This window comes from Streptomyces sp. NPDC006283 (assembly GCF_040613325.1).
Classification (GTDB): domain Bacteria; phylum Actinomycetota; class Actinomycetes; order Streptomycetales; family Streptomycetaceae; genus Streptomyces.
On record NZ_JBEXRZ010000018.1, the window covers coordinates 1 to 16,828 of the forward strand.

Genomic DNA, 16,828 nt, shown 5'->3' on the forward strand with positions numbered 1-16,828 from the left:
CAGCCCTTGCCCACGTCGCCGTACCCGCACACGACCGCCGTCTTGCCACCGATCAGCACATCGGTGGCACGGTTGATCCCGTCGATCAGCGAGTGCCGGCACCCGTACTTGTTGTCGAACTTCGACTTCGTCACCGCGTCGTTCACATTGATCGCCGGGAACAGCAGCGTGCCGTCACGGTGCATCTCGTACAGACGGTGCACACCCGTCGTCGTCTCCTCCGTCACACCACGGATCTCGGACGACAGCTGCGTCCACTTCTGCGGGTTCTCAGTGAGGGTGCGGTTGAGCAGGCGCAGGATGTAGCCGTACTCCTCGCTGTCCGCCGTGGCGGGGTCGGGAGCCGCGCCCGCCTTCTCGAACTCGACGCCCTTGTGGACCAGGAGGGTGGCGTCACCACCGTCGTCGAGGATCATGTTCGGGCCGCCGGTGGGGGTGTTCGGCCAGGTCAGCGCCTGCTCGGTGCACCACCAGTACTCCTCGAGCGTCTCGCCCTTCCAGGCGAAGACGGGGACACCCTGCGGGTCGTCCACGGTGCCGTTCGGGCCGACCGCGATGGCGGCGGCGGCGTGGTCCTGGGTCGAGAAGATGTTGCAGGACGCCCAGCGCACGTCGGCGCCCAGGGCGACCAGGGTCTCGATCAGCACGGCGGTCTGCACGGTCATGTGCAGGGAGCCGGTGATGCGGGCGCCGGCGAGCGGCTGCGCGGCGGCGTACTCCTTGCGGATCGACATCAGGCCGGGCATCTCGTGCTCGGCGAGGGTGATCTCCTTGCGGCCGAAGGCGGCGAGGGAAAGGTCGGCGACCTTGAAGTCCTGGCCATTGGCGACAGTCGACATGCGAGCTGCTCCTCGTGGTTCGGGTCGAGGGTGATTACGGCTGGCTCTGCGGCGGCCAGGGCACACGAATGCCCGGGAGTCCACAGGACAGTCCGTCGGAGGCCCTCTCTCCCTCGGCCGGTCCGCACGGGACCGCCCGACCGCCATCAGCAGCGACGTCTGACTGGTGACGAATCTACACCGATCGGCGCAGCCGACCCCAGCCCGCCCCTGAGCGGGTTCCGGCCAGTTTGCAGGCGCCGTGGCGGGGAGACGCAGCGCGACCGGGGCTTTGGCCGTGGCCGGAATCTGTTGCACGATGCTGCGACATCCTGCTGCGGGACCGGGGGCATCCGCACCAGCGCAACCATCGCAGGGCGAGCGTTAGGAGAACCACGTGACCAGTCCGGCGAGCGGGCAGCAGAAGGTGAAGCTGCTCGCGGTGACCGCCTGTCCGACAGGCATCGCCCACACGTACATGGCCGCAGAGAAGCTGGCACAGGCCGCCGAGGAGCTCGGCATCGAGATGAAGGTGGAGACGCAAGGATCCATCGGGGCTGAGAACGTTCTCTCTGACAACGATGTCAGAGACGCGGACGGCATCATCATCGCCGCGGACAAGGACGTCGACCGCAGCCGTTTCGTGGGCAAGCGCGTCTTGGCCGTCGGCGTGGCAGAGGGCATCCGTCACCCTGAGGAACTGATCGACCGGGTGCGGAGCGCGCCGGTGCACAGTGCGGACGCCGGAGACGGGGGCAGCACCGGGACGCCGGGCACTCCTGCAGGTGGCGGCGGAGGCAAGGAACGCAGCATCGTCTACAAGGCGTTGATGAACGGCGTCTCCTACATGATCCCGTTCGTGGTCGTGGGCGGATTGCTCATCGCCATATCTCTGGCGCTCGGGGGTGACGCCACCGCAAAGGGCTACGTCATCCCGGAAGGCACCTTCTGGGCCCATGTGAACGCGGTCGGGGTCGTCGGCTTCGAGCTGATGATCCCGATCCTGTCGGGCTACATCGCCTACGCCATCGCGGACCGCCCCGCCCTGGTACCGGGCATGATCGGCGGCTGGATCGCCGGGCACGGAGAGTTCTACGACTCCGAGGCGGGCGCCGGTTTCATCGGAGCCATCGTCACCGGCTTCCTCGCCGGATATCTGGTCCTGTGGATCAAGAAGGTCAAGGTCCCCAGGTTCGCCCAGCCGATCATGCCGATCATCGTGATTCCGATCGCGGCGACGACAGCCCTGAGTCTGTTCTTCATCTACGTCATCGGCGAACCCATCTCGTGGGTCTTCACCCATCTCACCGACTGGCTCAGCGGTATGACGGGCACCAGCGCGATCCTGCTCGGCGCGCTTCTCGGCCTCATGATCGCGTTCGACATGGGCGGACCGGTCAACAAGACCGCGTTTCTGTTCGGAGCGGGGCTCATCGCCACCGGCAACCAGACCGTGATGGGCATGTGCGCGGCCGCCATCCCCGTCATGCCGCTGGGCCAGGGCCTCGCGACGCTGATCCGCCGCAAGCTGTACTCGGAGCAGGAGCGCGAGACCGGTGTGGCCGCGCTCTTCATGGGCATGTTCGGCATCTCCGAAGGCGCGATCCCGTTCGCCGCCGCCCGTCCCGCGCAGGTCATTCCGGCGAACATGCTGGGCGGCGCCGTCGCCGGTGCTGTCGCGGGCATGGCCGGGGTCGAGGACGCGGTACCGCACGGCGGCCCGATCGTGGCGGTCCTCGGCGCGATCGGCGGAGTGCCGATGTTCTTCCTGGCGGTCGCTGCCGGCACGGTGGTCACCGCGATCACCACCAACGCACTGATCGGTATCAACGACCGCGGCACCCGCCGCGCCGCACCTGACCTCGTCCCGGCCGGTGTCGCAACCGGTGCCGCAGCCAGTACCGGAGTGAGTGCCGCGGCGGAAACCGGCGCCTCAGCAGGCGCCGGAGACCGTGCGGGGGCCGAGGCTCTCGTGCCGGAGTCGGCGAGTGCCGGAGCGGGGGTGGCAAGCGGCACGACCGTCTTGGAAGCCGAGGCCGTGAGGACGGCCGCGCCCGCCGCACCAGCAGCAGCGGCTGAGACGGAGCCCGCGGACGAGGTCCTGTCCGGCTATCTGACCGCGCAGACCGTCAGGGTCCGGCTCGAGGCCGCCGACAAGGACGCTGCCATCCGCGAGATGGCCGCGATGCTCGCCACCACCGGCAAGGTCGCCGACCCCGAGGCGCTGGTGCGGGCGGCATTGGCGCGCGAGGAACAAGGAACGACGGGGCTCGGCGAGGAGATCGCCATCCCCCATGCCAAGACCAATGCCGTCACGTCGCCGATCGTCGGATTCGCGCGGTCCTCGCAGGGCGTGGAGTGGGGTTCGCTCGACGGCACCAAGGCCAAGCTGATCTTCATGATCACAGTCCCGGAGGCCGCTGCGGGCGACGAGCACCTGCGCATTCTGGCCATGCTGTCGCGCAAGCTCATGGACACGGAGTTCCGTGAGCGTCTGACCGCGGCGCAGGACGAGGCCGCTGTCCTCAGCGTGAGATCCGGTAGCCCACCGGGATGTCCCGGGCCTCGTGGTCTTGCCCCGATCCGGTTCCGCAGGGTGCGGGCGCCGTGCATCGTCTGCGCGGCGCCCGCGGCGGTTCCGTGCCGGCGTCCGCCGCGCAGGAGCGGGTGCTCGAGGACAACACCGTGCCGCGATGCTCGCGGCCGCGGCCGGCCTGACCGGTGCGGGTTGCAAACTCGCCGGGACGGCGGCGCCCGGCTGCGTACGCCCGAACCGTCGGCAGCCGGCCGCGTCGCCTGAACGATCAGCGCCCACCCCGCACATGGCAAGCGCCCGACCCCGTCCCCACCCCGCATAACGGGGTGGAACGGACAAGGCCCCCGGACCGCCATGGTCCGGGGGCCTTGTCACGCGCGATCGCGCCGGGGGCTCAGTGGCCGTCGGCGCCCACGGACTTGGCGGAGTCGACGCCCGCCGCGGTCGCCGACTCGTTGTAGATGTCCGGCTCGAGGTAGATCACTCGCGCGATCGGCACGGCTTCGCGGATACGGGCCTCCGCGGCGTCGATCGCGTTCGCGACCTCGTCCGCGGTCTCGTGCCGCTCGACCGCGATCTTCGCCGCGACCAGCAGTTCCTCGGGGCCGAGGTGGAGCGTGCGCATGTGGATGATGCGGGTGACCGTCTCGCCGTCGACCGTCGCGGCCTTGATCTTCTCGATGTCCTCGATGCCCGCGGCCTCACCGAGCAGCAGCGACTTGGTCTCCGCGGCCAGCACGATCGCGATCGCGATCAGCAGGACACCGATGCACAGGGTGCCGATGCCGTCCCAGACGCCGTCGCCGGTGGCCAGCGCCAGGCCGACACCGCCGAGGGCGAGGATCAGACCGGCCAGCGCACCGAGGTCCTCGAGGAGGACGACCGGAAGCTCGGGGGCCTTGGCGCGGCGCACGAACTGCGTCCAGCTGAGCTTGCCGCGCAGGAGGTTGGACTCCTTGATGGCGGTGCGGAAGGAGAACGTCTCGGCGATGATCGCGAAGACGAGGACGCCCACCGGCCAGTACCAGGCCTCGATCTCGTGGGGGTGCTTGATCTTCTCGTAGCCCTCGTAGATGGCGAACATGCCACCGACGGAGAAGAGGACGATGGAGACGAGGAACGCGTAGATGTAGCGCTCGCGCCCGTATCCGAAGGGGTGCTGCGGCGTCGCCTCGCGCTGGGCCTTCTTCCCGCCCAGGAGCAGCAGTCCCTGGTTGCCCGAGTCCGCCAGCGAGTGGACGCTCTCCGCAAGCATCGACGACGAACCGCTGAACAGGAACGCCACGAACTTGGCCGCCGCGATTGCGAGGTTGGCGGCGAGTGCCGCCACGATCGCCTTGGTACCGCCTGACGCGCTCATGTTTGCCGGATGTCCCTTCGTACGTACGCCGACCGGTCCCTTGCCCGGTCTTTGCGGTGCGCCATTGTTGCAGCACCCGCCGGCGGTGCCGACTCAGGCCACCACTGTTGCCCGGAAGACGGTGCCGGGGCCTCCCCCCGTGCCCGAGATCTCCGCTTTCTCCCCTGCGGGCACGAACGCCGACTCGCCGGGCGCCAGGGTCAGTTCACCGGCGGTGACGCTGCCCGCCGTGCACAGCAGGATCTGCGGCGTGGACGCGGTGACGTCACGGGGCTCGGCGTCCGGCGCCAGCACGTAGCGCGACAGCCGGAACTCGTCGACAGGAGTGTCGTAGACCTCCTCGCCGGACGGGGACACCTCGGGGCGCAGGATGCCGGGCTCGCTCGCCTCGAACCGGACGATGCGCAGGAGTTCGGGGACATCCACATGCTTGGGGGTCAGCCCGCAGCGCAGCACGTTGTCGGAGTTGGCCATGATCTCGACGCCGAGACCGTCGAGATAGGCGTGCGGCACGCCGGCGCTGAGGAACATGGCCTCGCCGGGCTGCAGTCGGACGTGGTTGAGGAGCATGGCCGCGATGACACCGGGGTCGCCTGGGTAGTGGTGGGCGAGTGTCGCGTACGGCGCGTAGTCGCCGCCGAGTCGTTCGGCGGCCGCCGCGGCCTCCGTGACCGTGTGCGCCATTTCCTCGCGGTCCGCGGTCAGTACGGCGGTCAGCACCTCACGGAGGGCCCCCTCCTCCGGGTGGGCGTGCAGCAGGTCGACGTACGGCTTGAGTGAGTCGACGTCGAGTCCGGCAAGCAGTTCGGCCGACTCCGCGGGCGCGCGGAAGCCGCACAGACCGTCGAACGGCGTGAGCGCGCAGATCAGTTCGGGCTTGTGGTTGGCGTCCTTGTAGTTGCGGTGCGGTGCGTCGATGGGGACGCCGGCACTCTCCTCGGCGCCGTAGCCGTCCCTGGCCTGGGCGAGATCGGGGTGTACCTGGAGGGAGAGCGGGGCACCGGCGGCCAGGATCTTGAGGAGGAACGGCAGGCGCGGACCGAACTTGGCGACGGCCGCCTCGCCGAGTTCCCGTTCGGGGGCGGCGGCGATGACCTCGAAGAGCGGCTGCTCGGCCGCGCCGCCGCGGGTCAGGCGGGACGGCGCCCCCGGGTGGGCCCCCATCCACATCTCGGCCTGCGGCTCACCGGTCGGAGCGACGCCGAGCAGCTCCGGAATGGCGGTCGTGGACCCCCAGGCGTAGGGGCGCACGGTGTTGGCGAGGCGATCCATGATCTTCCTTGGTCCTTCATCGGTACGTCGTGGTGCGGGGTGCGTGGTGATGCGGGGCCCGCCGGTGAGGCGCTGCTACGGCGTGGACTGGGCGTCTACGTCTGGTGGTTGCCCGAGGAGGCGAGGGCCAGGTACACCGCCGCGAAGTCGGTGATGGTGAGCAACTCGGCGATCGACTCGAGCTGCGAGCCGTCCTCCGGTTCGAGTTCACTGATCGGCGTGTCATGGCTGAGTGCGAGCTCACGCGCGGCAGGCGCCGCGGTGAGGCCGCCGATCGCCCTGTCGCGCAGGAGTACGACACGGGCCCGGAGCGCCTGCGGCTCGTCGACCCGGTCGCGGAAGAAGTCGTCGGGGTCGGCGCCTGCCGCGAAGTCGCCCACCAGGAGGACGCCGTGGGCCGGCAGCGCCTCCGGCAGTTCGGCGGCGAGCGCGGGACGTCCCGCGAGCTCGGCCAGGACCGCGGCGAAGCGGCGGCCCGCGGGGGCGGCCCCCGGGCCTTCGGTCCAGATGAGCGGCAGGCTGTCGGCCAGGTCGGCGGCGAGCGTCTTGGCCGGGTTGCTGTACGTCGCGATGGCGGGTCCGCACCGTTCCGCCGTGTGGTCGAGACGGTCGGCGACCTTGGCGACCGTCTCCGGCGGTGCCTCGATCAGACCGACGCGGTCGAGGAGCGCGAGAAGCGGCGTGAAGAGCGCCCACAGCGCGCCGGGCGCGGCCGCCTGCACCTCCTCGTACGTCTCGTACGGCGCGGTGGCCATGGGGACGACCAGGCCGTGCACCCCGTCCACCGCCTCCGCCAGCGGTGAGCGCTGGGGAGAGATGGCGACGATGGTGCAGCCACGCCGGTAGGCCTGCTCCGCGAGCAGCGCGAGCCCCGGCTCACTGCCGTCGGTGGTGGTCAGGAGCAGCAGGTCGAGCGAGCCCGCCCAGCCGGGCAGAGCCCAGCGCAGGGCGCCTGCCGCATGCGCGACACCGGTGGGACGCAGGGCGATGACGGGCGCGGAGGCCCCGGCCAGGGCGCCGACCAGGTCCGCGACTCCGAGCGCGGCGGTGCCGGGACCCGCGACGAGGACGGCGCGCGGGCGGCCCTCCGGGGTGAGTTCGGCGATGCCGGCTTCGTCGGCGTGCCGGGCTGCGGTACGCACCCGTGCTCCTGCCTCGGCCGCGCCGCGCAGAAGACCTCTGCGGTCGGCGCGGGCCAAGGCTTCCGGAGCGTCGAGGAGCGACTCGTCGAGCATGAGGGTGGGCCTCCGATCGCCGTGCGCGTGCGGGGGGTCTGTGCGGTGGTACGGGACGGATCCGTCCCGTACGGCCTCCGTCTAGGCGGGGCGGCGTGCCTCGTCCACAAGGAGCACCGGGATGCCGTCCCTGACCGGGTAGGCAAGGCCGCAGCCCTGGCCGGTGCAGATCAGCTCGGGCGTTTCGGCTGCCGTGCGGTCGTCGAGCGGGGCGTGGCAGGCCGGGCAGGCGAGGATCTCCAGGAGGCCGGCTTCGAGCGGCATAACAGCGGTGTCCCTTCGGGCATGTCACACATCAAACGGAGCGGTTGCGGTCGCGTCGGACATGCGGTGACGGTCAAGCGGATCAGGCCTCGTCAGCCTACCGCCGGGGGGCGGGGTGCGGCTCGTTCTGGAGGCACCCGCCGGACGCTGTCGCGCGAGGGCGGGGTGTGCACGGGTGGGGACCGGACGTCCCCACCCGTTCGGTCGAGGGCCCTTGCGTTCGGATCAGGCGCGCACCAGCGCCAGGACCTCGTCGCGGACCTTGGCCATCGTGGCCTCGTCGCGCGCTTCCACGTTCAGCCGCAGCAGCGGCTCCGTGTTCGAGGCGCGCAGGTTGAACCACCAGTCGGCGGCCGACACCGTGAGCCCGTCCAGTTCGTCGGCCGTCACGTCCTGCCGGGAGGCGAACGCCGCCTTCACGGCGGCCGCGCGGCCGGCTTGGTCCTCGACCTGGGAGTTGATCTCTCCGGAGGCCGCATACCGGTCGTACTGCGCGACCAGGTCGGACAGCGTGCCGTCCTGGGAGCCCAGCGCCGCGAGCACGTGGAGAGCCGCGAGCATGCCCGTGTCCGCGTTCCAGAAGTCGCGGAAGTAGTAGTGCGCCGAGTGCTCACCACCGAAGATCGCGCCGGTGCGGGCCATCTCCTCCTTGATGAAGGAGTGCCCCACCCTGGTGCGCACCGGGGTGCCGCCGTTCTCGCGCACGACCTCCGGGACCGACCACGAGGTGATCAGGTTGTGGATCACCGTGCCGCCGGGGTGCTTGGCCAGCTCACGTGAGGCGACGAGGGCGGTGATCGCCGAGGGCGGGACGCCCTCGCCCCGCTCGTCGACGACGAAGCAGCGGTCCGCGTCACCGTCGAAGGCCAGGCCGAGGTCCGCTCCCTCGGAACGCACGCGCGCCTGCAGGTCGACGATGTTCGCCGGGTCGAGCGGGTTCGCCTCGTGGTTGGGGAAGGTGCCGTCGAGTTCGAAGTACATGGGGACGACGGTGAGCGGCAGCGACTCGAAGACGGTGGGAACCGTGTGACCGCCCATGCCGTTGCCCGCGTCCACGACGACCTTCAGGGGGCGCATGGCCGACAGGTCGACCAGGGAGAGCAGGTGGGCGGCGTAGTCGACCAGCGTGTCGCGCTCGGTCACGGTGCCGGGCGTCCCCGCCGGGGCCGGTGCGCCGTGCTCGGACCAGGTCTCCACGAGTTCACGGATCTCTGCCAGGCCGGTGTCCTGGCCGACGGGTGCGGCGCCGGCCCGGCACATCTTGATGCCGTTGTACTGCGCCGGGTTGTGCGAGGCGGTGAACATCGCGCCCGGCAGCCCCATGTGCCCGGAGGCGAAGTACAGCTGGTCGGTCGAGCAGAGGCCGATGAGGGTGACGTCGGCGCCCCGGGCCGCGGCGCCGCGCGCGAAAGCACCCGAAAGGCCGGGGGACGAAGGCCGCATGTCGTGACCGACGACGATCGCGTCCGCTCCCGTCACCTGGACGAAGGCGGCACCGAACAGTTCGGCCAGCGACTCGTCCCACTGATCCGGCACCACCCCGCGGACGTCGTACGCCTTCACGATCGCAGACAGATCAGCAGCCACGGCCCAACCCCTTCTGAAGTCCATGTTGTCACCACAAACTACCGGCACGGGAGGGTTCGGCGGCCCGGCCCGGCCCGAAGGGACCGCGCCCCGGCTCGAAAGGAGTCATGCGCCTTGTGCCAGGGGCCTCGCCCGGTGCGCGACGCGATGCGCGGGGCACGAAACAGGGTTCGCAGCGGGGGCTGACAGGGCCCGGAGACCAGCAGGGGTCAGGAGTCGGGCGAGCGCAGCACTCGCAGATGGCCGCGGCGGGCGACCTCCATCGGGTCGGCCGAGCGCCGGCCCCCTTGGCCACCGGCCTCCGCCGTACGCCCCTGGGGGCGCGCCGCCTCGCGTACGGCGTTCGCGAGTGCTTCGAGATCGTCGCCGCTGGGGCGGGCCGGGGCGGAGCCGTCCGTGAGCCGTACGACTTCCCAGCCGCGTGGCGCCGTCAGCCGCTCGCTGTGCTCTGCGCACAGGTCGTAGCAGTGGGGCTCGGCGTAGGTGGCGAGCGGACCGAGGACCGCAGTCGAATCGGCATAGACGTACGTCAGTGTCGCGACGGCAGGGCGGCCGCACGCAGTGCGCGAACAGCGACGTACAGGGCTCACGACGTTGGACGGTACCGCACTCTTGAGCGGGCTGCGACGACTCTCCACCAGGTCACTCCCCCGTGTCGTCGTTTGACATCGGACATATGGGCAGCTCGAGCAACTGGCCTGACCTGCACGGAAAGAGAACCACATGGGCGACGGCCACACGCCGCGTGGTCATGAGTTGAGGTCAATCAGGTCAACGGCATCGAGATCACCGATCGCGAGAGCCGCCGAATCGAGCCCAACGTTGGCCGGAATGTTCAATTGGCGACATGCCTGCCGCCCCGTGGCTTCGGGGCGATCGTCGCATGCCGGGGAGAGCTACCCTGCGTCAGTGATGGACAGTCCTGTACCGCCCCGACCGGCAGAGCCGAGGCCCCGTCGCCGTGACCGGCACGGGCGAGGCATGCGCGGCCCCGTCGCCCCTCCGCAGGTACCGCTCGCCGCCAGCCGCGCCGACACCTTCCGTGACCTGGTCCTGGACTCCGTGGAGCGGCTCGAGCGGCGCTGGCCGCAGCTGGCCGACGTCGACTTCCTGGTGCTGGAGGTGCCGGGCTCGCCCGACGAGTCGGTGCCCCTGGGCAGCGCCGTCCCTGCGGACAAGGAACGACCTGCGCGGATCATGATTTATCGTCGCCCGGTCGAAATTCGGACAAAGAGCCGCGACGAACGAGCACTTCTTGTCCACGAAGTCGTCGTCGAGCAGGTGGCCGAGCTGTTGGGGCTGGCCCCCGAATCGGTCGACCCCCGCTACGGGCAGGACTGAGGCTCCGGCCCGCTACGGGCAGGACCGAGCCTCCCTGCGGCGACCCGCACCGGACCCGACCGCGCGGGGCAGGCCCGGCACGAGGACAAGCCCGGCGTGAAGTACACCCGATCGCGTCAGTCGTCGAGCACCGACAGGTCCTGCTCCGCCTCCGGCACCGCCACCGTGCCGCGGTCGTCCGGCATCGTCTGCACGGTGAACATCGGGATGCCGTCCTCGGCGATCTCCAGCGACCGCGACGCGTGCACCGGGCCCCCGGCGACCGTCTCGACCGTGAGCGCGTACGAGCCCTTCAGCCCGGCCGGCACGGGCGCGGTGATGGCCAGTGTGGTGCCGGCCTTCACCTTGTACGTCTTGGTGGTCGGGCTGCCGCCCTCCGTGCCTGCCGATGCCGTGACCTTCACCTCCGCGGCCTTGTCCGGTGCCGTCAGCGACAGCAGCGCACCCTTGGCGCGGTTGTCGGCCACCGAGGCGCGCTCGCCCACCGGCGCGGTCGCCGGGATGAAGGCGATCTCCTTCTTGTCGCCCTTGCCCCGCACCACGCGCAGCGCGGCGACCACCGGAGTCGCCCGGCCGCTCTCGGCAGGGCTCAGGATCAGCGAGCCGGCCTCGCCCCGCGTGATGTTCTCGAGGTCGACGCTCGCCGTCATCCCTGACTTCACGTGCAGCGTCTCGTGCCCGGCCGGGGTGATGGTGCCGGTCGCCCCAGCGAGCTGGAGCTTCAGCTCGGCGTCGTCGTCGCCGGGGGCGAAGGCCACCAGCTGCACGGAGGTCGCGTCCGCCGGGACGCCGGGCAGCACGGCCGTACCGGACGGGTCGGCGGAGGCGCTGAGCCAGTCGCTGCCGCTGTCCTCGTCCGCGGACCGCACGACAGCGCCCGTCCGGCCGGTTCGGGTGGTGACATGGACGGTCACGTCCTCCGCCGGATCGGAGGTCAGGGTCGAGAGCAGGACGGGGACGCTCGATCCTCCGGGGACCGTGATGCCCTCGGTCAGGTCGCTCTTGAGCGCACCGTCCTTGCCGAACAGCTCGATGTCGACGACGGCGGCGGCCTCGTCCGGGTTGGTGAGATGGACGTAGTCCTGACGCTTGTCGTCGAGCGAGGCGGCGGGGAACCAGAAGTCGGTGTCCGGCGCGGTGCAGCTGACGCCGAGGAGACCGCGGCCACCGCCCGCGGCGACCGTGGTGGTCTGCTGCGCGGTCCACCCGGGGGCGAGCCGGCCGGTGGCCGTCCCGACGAGCGCGGGAGCCTGGCCGCCGCTCTCCTCCGCGGAGACGGGCTTGCCGGGCTCCTTGAGCGCGAGCAGGGGCTTGTCGGAGGCGGACTCCTTCGCCTCGTCCTTCTCCTCGTCCGCCTTGTTCTTGTCCTTGCCCTTGTCGTCCTTGGCGGCGTCCGGGTCAGCCAAGGTTGCGGAGGACGGCTTCAATTCGGCGGAGTCGGCCTCGGCGCCTTCCTTCGCGCCGTCCTTGGCTCCCGGCTGCGCGCCGGGCTTCGCAGCCGGGGTGAACGACGTGTACTGCGTCTCCGCGAGATCCGAGCTGCTCGGCGCGGGGCAGAGCAGGCTGGAACGTTCGACGGGCAGCCGTGCCGGCGCCTCGCCCGCCACCGGCTCGCCGCCGTCCGGCCCGGTCAGCGAGGCGAAGCCGGTCACCGCGGCGAGGGCCGTGGCGACCGCGATCAGGGAGATGGTCGTGCGCTTCACTCTGACTCGCCTCGCGTCCTGCCCGGGGCCTGCGCCGGGGGTTCTGGGTACTGGCCGCCGTTCGGGTCGCCGTAGCCGTAGGGGTCGTACTGGCCGTCCTGCGGATGCTGCTGGTACTGGCCGTCCGGCTGGTACTGGCCGTTGCCGTACGCAGCGGTCCCGTACGGGTCCGACGGGTAGGACTGCTGGTACTGGGGGTCGCTGTACTGCTGGTCTCCGCCGTACTGCTGCGTGTCGCTGTACGGCTGCGCGTCGGCGTACTGCCGGCCGTCTCCGTACTGCTGCTCGCCGCCGTAGGACCGGCCCTCGTCGTACTGACCGCCGCCCTGGTACTGGCCCTGGCCGTACGAGGCGTCGTGGCCGGCGTCGGCGTACGACTGCGTGTCCCACTCGCCGTACTGCTGCTGCGGCACCGCGGCATACGGTGCCGGCTGCTCGGCCGGCCGCTGCTCCTGTGCCTGCGCACCGCTCTGCCCGGTGGCCTCCGCATCCGCGTCCGCCTGCGCGGAATCCGCCTCTGCCTGCGCCCGCAGCCTGCGTGCCCTGCGGCCCTCCCCGGACACCGGCTGGTCCGGTACGGCGGCGGGGTCGTCCGGCAGATCGTCGTCGACTTCCCGCCGCCGGCCCGGCAATGCGAGGACGAGCAGCACGAGTGCGAGGAACGCCTGGATCCAGATCCAGGCCGTGTGCGTCGCCGGGTCGTCGTACGTGAGAGCCAGGCGGCCGCCCTCGGCGGGCAGCTCGAAGCCCTGCGCCCAGCCGTCCACGGTGGTCTTCTTCAGCGGGGTCCCGTCGAGCGTGGCCTGCCAGCCCTCCGCGGCGCGGTCCGCGATACGCAGGATCCGGCCGCTTTCGCCGTCGGGGATGTCGGCGTGCGCCTCCACGGCGTCGGAGGCCACGGGCAGCGGGTCGCCCTTGCCGGTGACGATTGTGGCCCTGGCGACCTGACGGTCCACACGCCACAGCGCGCTGCCGTCGAGCTGGCTGAGCCGCGTCAGGCCGGGGGTGGCGTCGAGGACGCGGCTGGTCTGGCGGGGCGCTCCGTCGCGCACGAGCACGTAGCGGATGGCGAAGCCGCTGAGCTGGCTGGTCTGATCCGCGCCGGAGCCGGCGACCAGGTTGGCGACGATCGTGTCGAGGCGGGCGTCGCCGCCTCCGGCCTCGGTCAGCTCGGCGTCGCCGAGACGGCCGCCGGAGCCGCGGACAAGCGTGTAGGAGACCCTGGCCGGCGAGCTGCCCCCGAGGACGAGGGTGCGCGGCTGGTCCCGGGTGTCGCTCTCCTCCGCGACGAACGCCGGCACCTGGACCGGGTCGCGCCGCTCGAGCGGTCCGCCCGCGCCGCTCAGCATCCAGTTGGCCGCGGCGACGACCGGGGCGAGAGCCGCGGCCAGCGCGACGAGGGCGGCGACGGGCTGGCGCCAGCCGAAGCTCTGGGCGGCGACGCGGGTGCGTCCGCCCTCCGCGCCGAGCACGGCGGCGGCGAGCAGCGCGATGCCGTAGACGAGTGTGGCCGGTCCGGCCCAGCCGGCGCCGGTGTCACCGGAGCCGTTGACGAGCACCGCGAAGACGAGCGCGACCAGTGCGACGGTCCAGGCGCCGCGGATCGCGAACTGGCGCTCCTCGCGCAGCAGGGCGCCGAGCGCGGCCAGCACGATGCCGATCATCAGGAGGCCGCCGACCGTTCCGGGGCCGCCGGGGCTGATGCCGAGCAGGTCCGTCGCGCCGGCCGTGCCGCCGCCGTACTCGCGCCCGGCCTCGCGGAAGAACGCGGAGGGGCTGGTCAGCAGGGACAGCGACCAGGGGGCGAGGACGAGCACCGGCGTGCCGACGGCCGCGAGGAAGCGCAGCCCGTAGGCGGTGATGTCGTCCCGCCGCAGGACCAGAACGGCGATGCCGAGGACCACCGCGATCGTCCACACGACGGGCGTGAAGGCCATCGCGAAGGTGAGCAGCAGCGCGTACGCCCAGGTGGCTCGCCAGCTGCCGCGGCCGCCTCCCCGCTGGCGCAGACCGTGGGCGGCGACGGCCGCGCGGGCGATGAGCGGCAGCACGATCGCGAGCACCGCGGTGCCGAGCCGCCCGCTTGCCAGCGCGCCGGTGGCGGCGGGCAGGAAGGCGTACGCGACGCTGGCCCAGGCCCGCAGCAGCCGGGACTCGACGATGGGGCGGGAGGCGAAGTACGCGGTGAGGCCGGCGAGCGGGACCGAGCAGACGAGCAGCACCGTCAGGGCCAGGCCGGTCGATCCGAGGAACAGCGCGGAGAGCACTGCCAGGACCGCGAGGTAGGGCGGCGCCGACTGGGTGCCGCCGGTACCGGTCGGGTGCCAGCTGTCGGCGTAGCGGCCCCAGAGGTCGGAGATGTCCGCGGGCGCCGGCAGCAGCGCGCCGCCGGCCAGCGCACCGCCGGCGAACAGTCCACGGCAGGCGACGAGGGAGACGACGAGCAGCAGGACAAAGAGCAGGGGGGCCGGCTTGCGGGCGATCTTCTTCAGCCTGGCGAACTGCTCGATCTCGAGAAAGTCCGCGTCGTCGCCGCCCGGGCCGGTCTCGACGGCACCGTGCCGGGAGCCGCCGGAGTCGGCGTCCGAGCCACCGAAGTTGGAGACGACCTGCTCCACGGTGGCGCGGACGGTCGCACCTGGTGGCGGGAACAGGGGGCGCAGCTCGCTCGCCTCGACCGACCGTCCGGACCGTCTGCGCCGCCGTCCCGCCAGGATGCGCTCGGGGCGCAGCAGGACGCCGAACAGGCCCATGACCTCGTCGACGGCCTGCCCGGGCACTTTGCCGACCAGGTAGGCGAGGGTGCGCAGCAGGGTGCCGAAGACGATGCGCAGCAGTACGTACGGCAGGGCGACGCCGCGGGTGTTGGTGAGCAGGGTGTAGACGGCGCCGGCCTTGTCGACGCGGTGCGGGCTGGCGACGGACCGGCCGGCGCAGTCGACGGTGCGGCGCTCGCGGGCGGCGGCCTCCGCGTGCCTGAGGACGGCGTCGGGTGCGACGAGGACCCGGTGCCCGGCGGAGTGGGCGCGCCAGCACAGGTCGACGTCGTCGCGCATGAGCGGCAGTCGCCTGTCGAAGCCGCCGAGTTCCTCGAAGACGTCACGCCGGACGAGCATGCCCGCGGAGGAGACGGACAGGACGGAACGGATTTGGTCGTGCTGGCCCTGGTCCTGTTCCCGTCGGTCAAGTCCGGTCCATCGCCGTCCGCTGTTGGCGATGGAGACGCCGGTCTCGAGGAGTTGCTTGCGGTCGTACCAGCCGCGGAGTTTGGGGCCGACGATCGCGGCGTACGCGTCGGAGTCGGCGACGCGCAGCAGCTCCGCGAGGGCGTCGGGCTCGGGTGCGCAGTCGTCGTGGAGGAGCCACAGCCACTGGACGGGCTCGCCGTGCGGCAGCTCCGGCATGTCGTAGGCGTCGTCGCGCCAGGTCCTGCTGACCGGGTCCCAGCCGCTGGGCCGCTTCAGGTAGGGGAGGTCGTCGGGGCCGAGGACGCCGGCGGTGCGGGCGGCCTCGTCGACGGCGGCTCCGAAGCCGGTACGGCGCGCGAGGTGCAGTACGCGGTCGGCGCCGAGGGCGTCGGTGAGCAGCCGCGCCGAGTCGTCGGCGCTGCCGGTGTCGGCCGCGACGACGTTCTGCACGGGGCGTTCCTGGCCGACGAGTCCGGCGAGGGCGTCGGGGAGCCACCGAGCACCGTCGTGGGAGACGAGCACGGCGGTGACGACGTGCCGCGGGAACTCGGGCGCTGCTGCCGGAACAAACTCGGCTGTGGTGGCGGACATTGAGGTACGGGCCCTCCGGCCGGGGTCGCCCTGTAGGGGCTGTGGTGCGTCACGGACGGGGCCCCACACTAACGGCTGGCATGTATGCGGTCCGCCGCCTGTGGACAACCCACAGACGGCGGACCGTTCGTTACGTATGCAGTTGCCGTGCTTGTACCGTTTGGCCGGACGGCGATCGGACGGTGATTCAGGCCGCTCAGACCGCTGCCTTCTTGAGGCGCCGACGCTCCCGCTCGGAGAGGCCGCCCCAGATTCCGAATCTCTCGTCGTTGTTGAGGGCGTATTCGAGACATTCGGAGCGGACCTCACAGGCGAGGCAGACCTTCTTGGCCTCGCGGGTGGAACCGCCCTTCTCGGGGAAGAAGGACTCGGGATCGGTCTGGGCGCACAACGCGCGCTCCTGCCAGCCGAGTTCCTCGTCCGCGTCCTCGACCAGCAGTTGTTCGAACAGCTCGGTCATGTGCGCCCCTCGTCTGTCTTTGCGTCCCCGTGATGTTGCCGCGATCGATTTCGGCCGAACGACACGAGTGAAATTACAAGTGTGTGGCTCCGAGCCAGTCAAGCCGAGATCTGCTATTGGGCCCGGTATTCACTCTGCGGAACCAAGGCTATGCGGAAAGTGTTCAAATCACCAAAAAGGTGACACATGCCAGCGGCCTGCTCCGCACCCTGCCCCCCTTGGAAGGGAAGACGCCTCAAACATCGATCTTGTTTCGGTCGAGCCGGTGAAGCGATCCGGATCACAGTCCGATCACTTCAGGCCCCAATGGCGTTTGCGAGCAGAGTTGCTGCCGCATGTCTCCGCGTCATCGACTGCACAAACCTTTCTCCGCTCGCCGTAACCGGAAAAGGTGAAACATTGCCGCCAAATCGGTCATTGGGTTGACAGTGGACGAGCCGACACGTCACCTTGGATCCCATGCCAGCGACCAC

Annotated in this window: 12 protein-coding genes; 2 read left to right on the forward strand and 10 right to left on the reverse strand. The window is 71.1% G+C overall.

What is annotated here, in order from left to right:
* The coding region (locus ABZ070_RS06460; RefSeq protein ID WP_356630582.1) for an adenosylhomocysteinase at positions 1–839 on the reverse strand (839 nt) is incomplete at its 3' end.
* 376 nt (positions 840–1,215) lie between these two features.
* On the opposite strand from ABZ070_RS06460, the gene ABZ070_RS06465 reads away from it, so the two are divergent.
* Positions 1,216–3,618, forward strand: a complete 2,403-nt coding sequence (locus ABZ070_RS06465) for a fructose-specific PTS transporter subunit EIIC (RefSeq protein ID WP_356630584.1) — start codon at positions 1,216–1,218, stop codon at positions 3,616–3,618.
* Positions 3,619–3,748: 130 nt separating this feature from the next.
* Here ABZ070_RS06465 and ABZ070_RS06470 read toward each other — a convergent pair whose 3' ends face one another.
* From ABZ070_RS06470 to ABZ070_RS06495, 6 genes are all read right to left on the reverse strand, one after another.
* Positions 3,749–4,714, reverse strand: a complete 966-nt coding sequence (locus ABZ070_RS06470) for a cation diffusion facilitator family transporter (RefSeq protein WP_356630586.1) — start codon at positions 4,712–4,714, stop codon at positions 3,749–3,751.
* A gap of 93 nt (positions 4,715–4,807) precedes the next feature.
* Positions 4,808–5,986, reverse strand: coding sequence for a mannose-6-phosphate isomerase, class I (manA, locus tag ABZ070_RS06475; RefSeq protein WP_356630588.1), 1,179 nt, complete (start codon positions 5,984–5,986; stop codon positions 4,808–4,810).
* A gap of 95 nt (positions 5,987–6,081) precedes the next feature.
* Positions 6,082–7,221 carry an SIS domain-containing protein gene (locus ABZ070_RS06480; RefSeq protein ID WP_356630590.1) on the reverse strand — a complete coding sequence of 380 codons (1,140 nt, stop codon included), beginning with the start codon at positions 7,219–7,221 and terminating at the stop codon, positions 6,082–6,084.
* A gap of 81 nt (positions 7,222–7,302) precedes the next feature.
* On the reverse strand, positions 7,303–7,485 hold the full coding sequence (locus ABZ070_RS06485; protein ID WP_356630592.1) for a Trm112 family protein: 183 nt from the start codon (positions 7,483–7,485) through the stop codon (positions 7,303–7,305).
* A gap of 225 nt (positions 7,486–7,710) precedes the next feature.
* The gene (locus ABZ070_RS06490; protein WP_356630594.1) at positions 7,711–9,072 is read right to left on the reverse strand and encodes a phosphomannomutase/phosphoglucomutase; all 1,362 of its coding nucleotides are present in this window, start codon (positions 9,070–9,072) and stop codon (positions 7,711–7,713) included.
* A gap of 209 nt (positions 9,073–9,281) precedes the next feature.
* Positions 9,282–9,710, reverse strand: a complete 429-nt coding sequence (locus tag ABZ070_RS06495; protein ID WP_053557230.1) for a DUF3499 domain-containing protein — start codon at positions 9,708–9,710, stop codon at positions 9,282–9,284.
* A 274-nt stretch (positions 9,711–9,984) separates the two neighbouring features.
* Here ABZ070_RS06495 and ABZ070_RS06500 point away from each other — a divergent pair, with 274 nt between their 5' ends.
* Positions 9,985–10,413: a metallopeptidase family protein gene (locus ABZ070_RS06500; RefSeq protein WP_356630596.1), complete on the forward strand. Its 429-nt coding sequence runs from the start codon at positions 9,985–9,987 to the stop codon at positions 10,411–10,413.
* Positions 10,414–10,529: 116 nt separating this feature from the next.
* Here the strand turns inward: ABZ070_RS06500 and ABZ070_RS06505 are convergent, their stop codons facing one another.
* From ABZ070_RS06505 to ABZ070_RS06515, 3 genes are all read right to left on the reverse strand, one after another.
* On the reverse strand, positions 10,530–12,116 hold the full coding sequence (locus tag ABZ070_RS06505) for a DUF5719 family protein (RefSeq protein ID WP_356630598.1): 1,587 nt from the start codon (positions 12,114–12,116) through the stop codon (positions 10,530–10,532).
* Entirely contained in the window at positions 12,113–15,895 is a 3,783-nt protein-coding gene (locus ABZ070_RS06510; RefSeq protein WP_356630600.1) for a glycosyltransferase, read from the reverse strand. The genes ABZ070_RS06505 and ABZ070_RS06510 overlap by 4 nt, the downstream gene beginning before the upstream one ends.
* A gap of 196 nt (positions 15,896–16,091) precedes the next feature.
* Entirely contained in the window at positions 16,092–16,355 is a 264-nt protein-coding gene (locus ABZ070_RS06515; RefSeq protein WP_053557226.1) for a WhiB family transcriptional regulator, read from the reverse strand.
* Between the last annotated feature and the right edge of the window lie 473 nt (positions 16,356–16,828).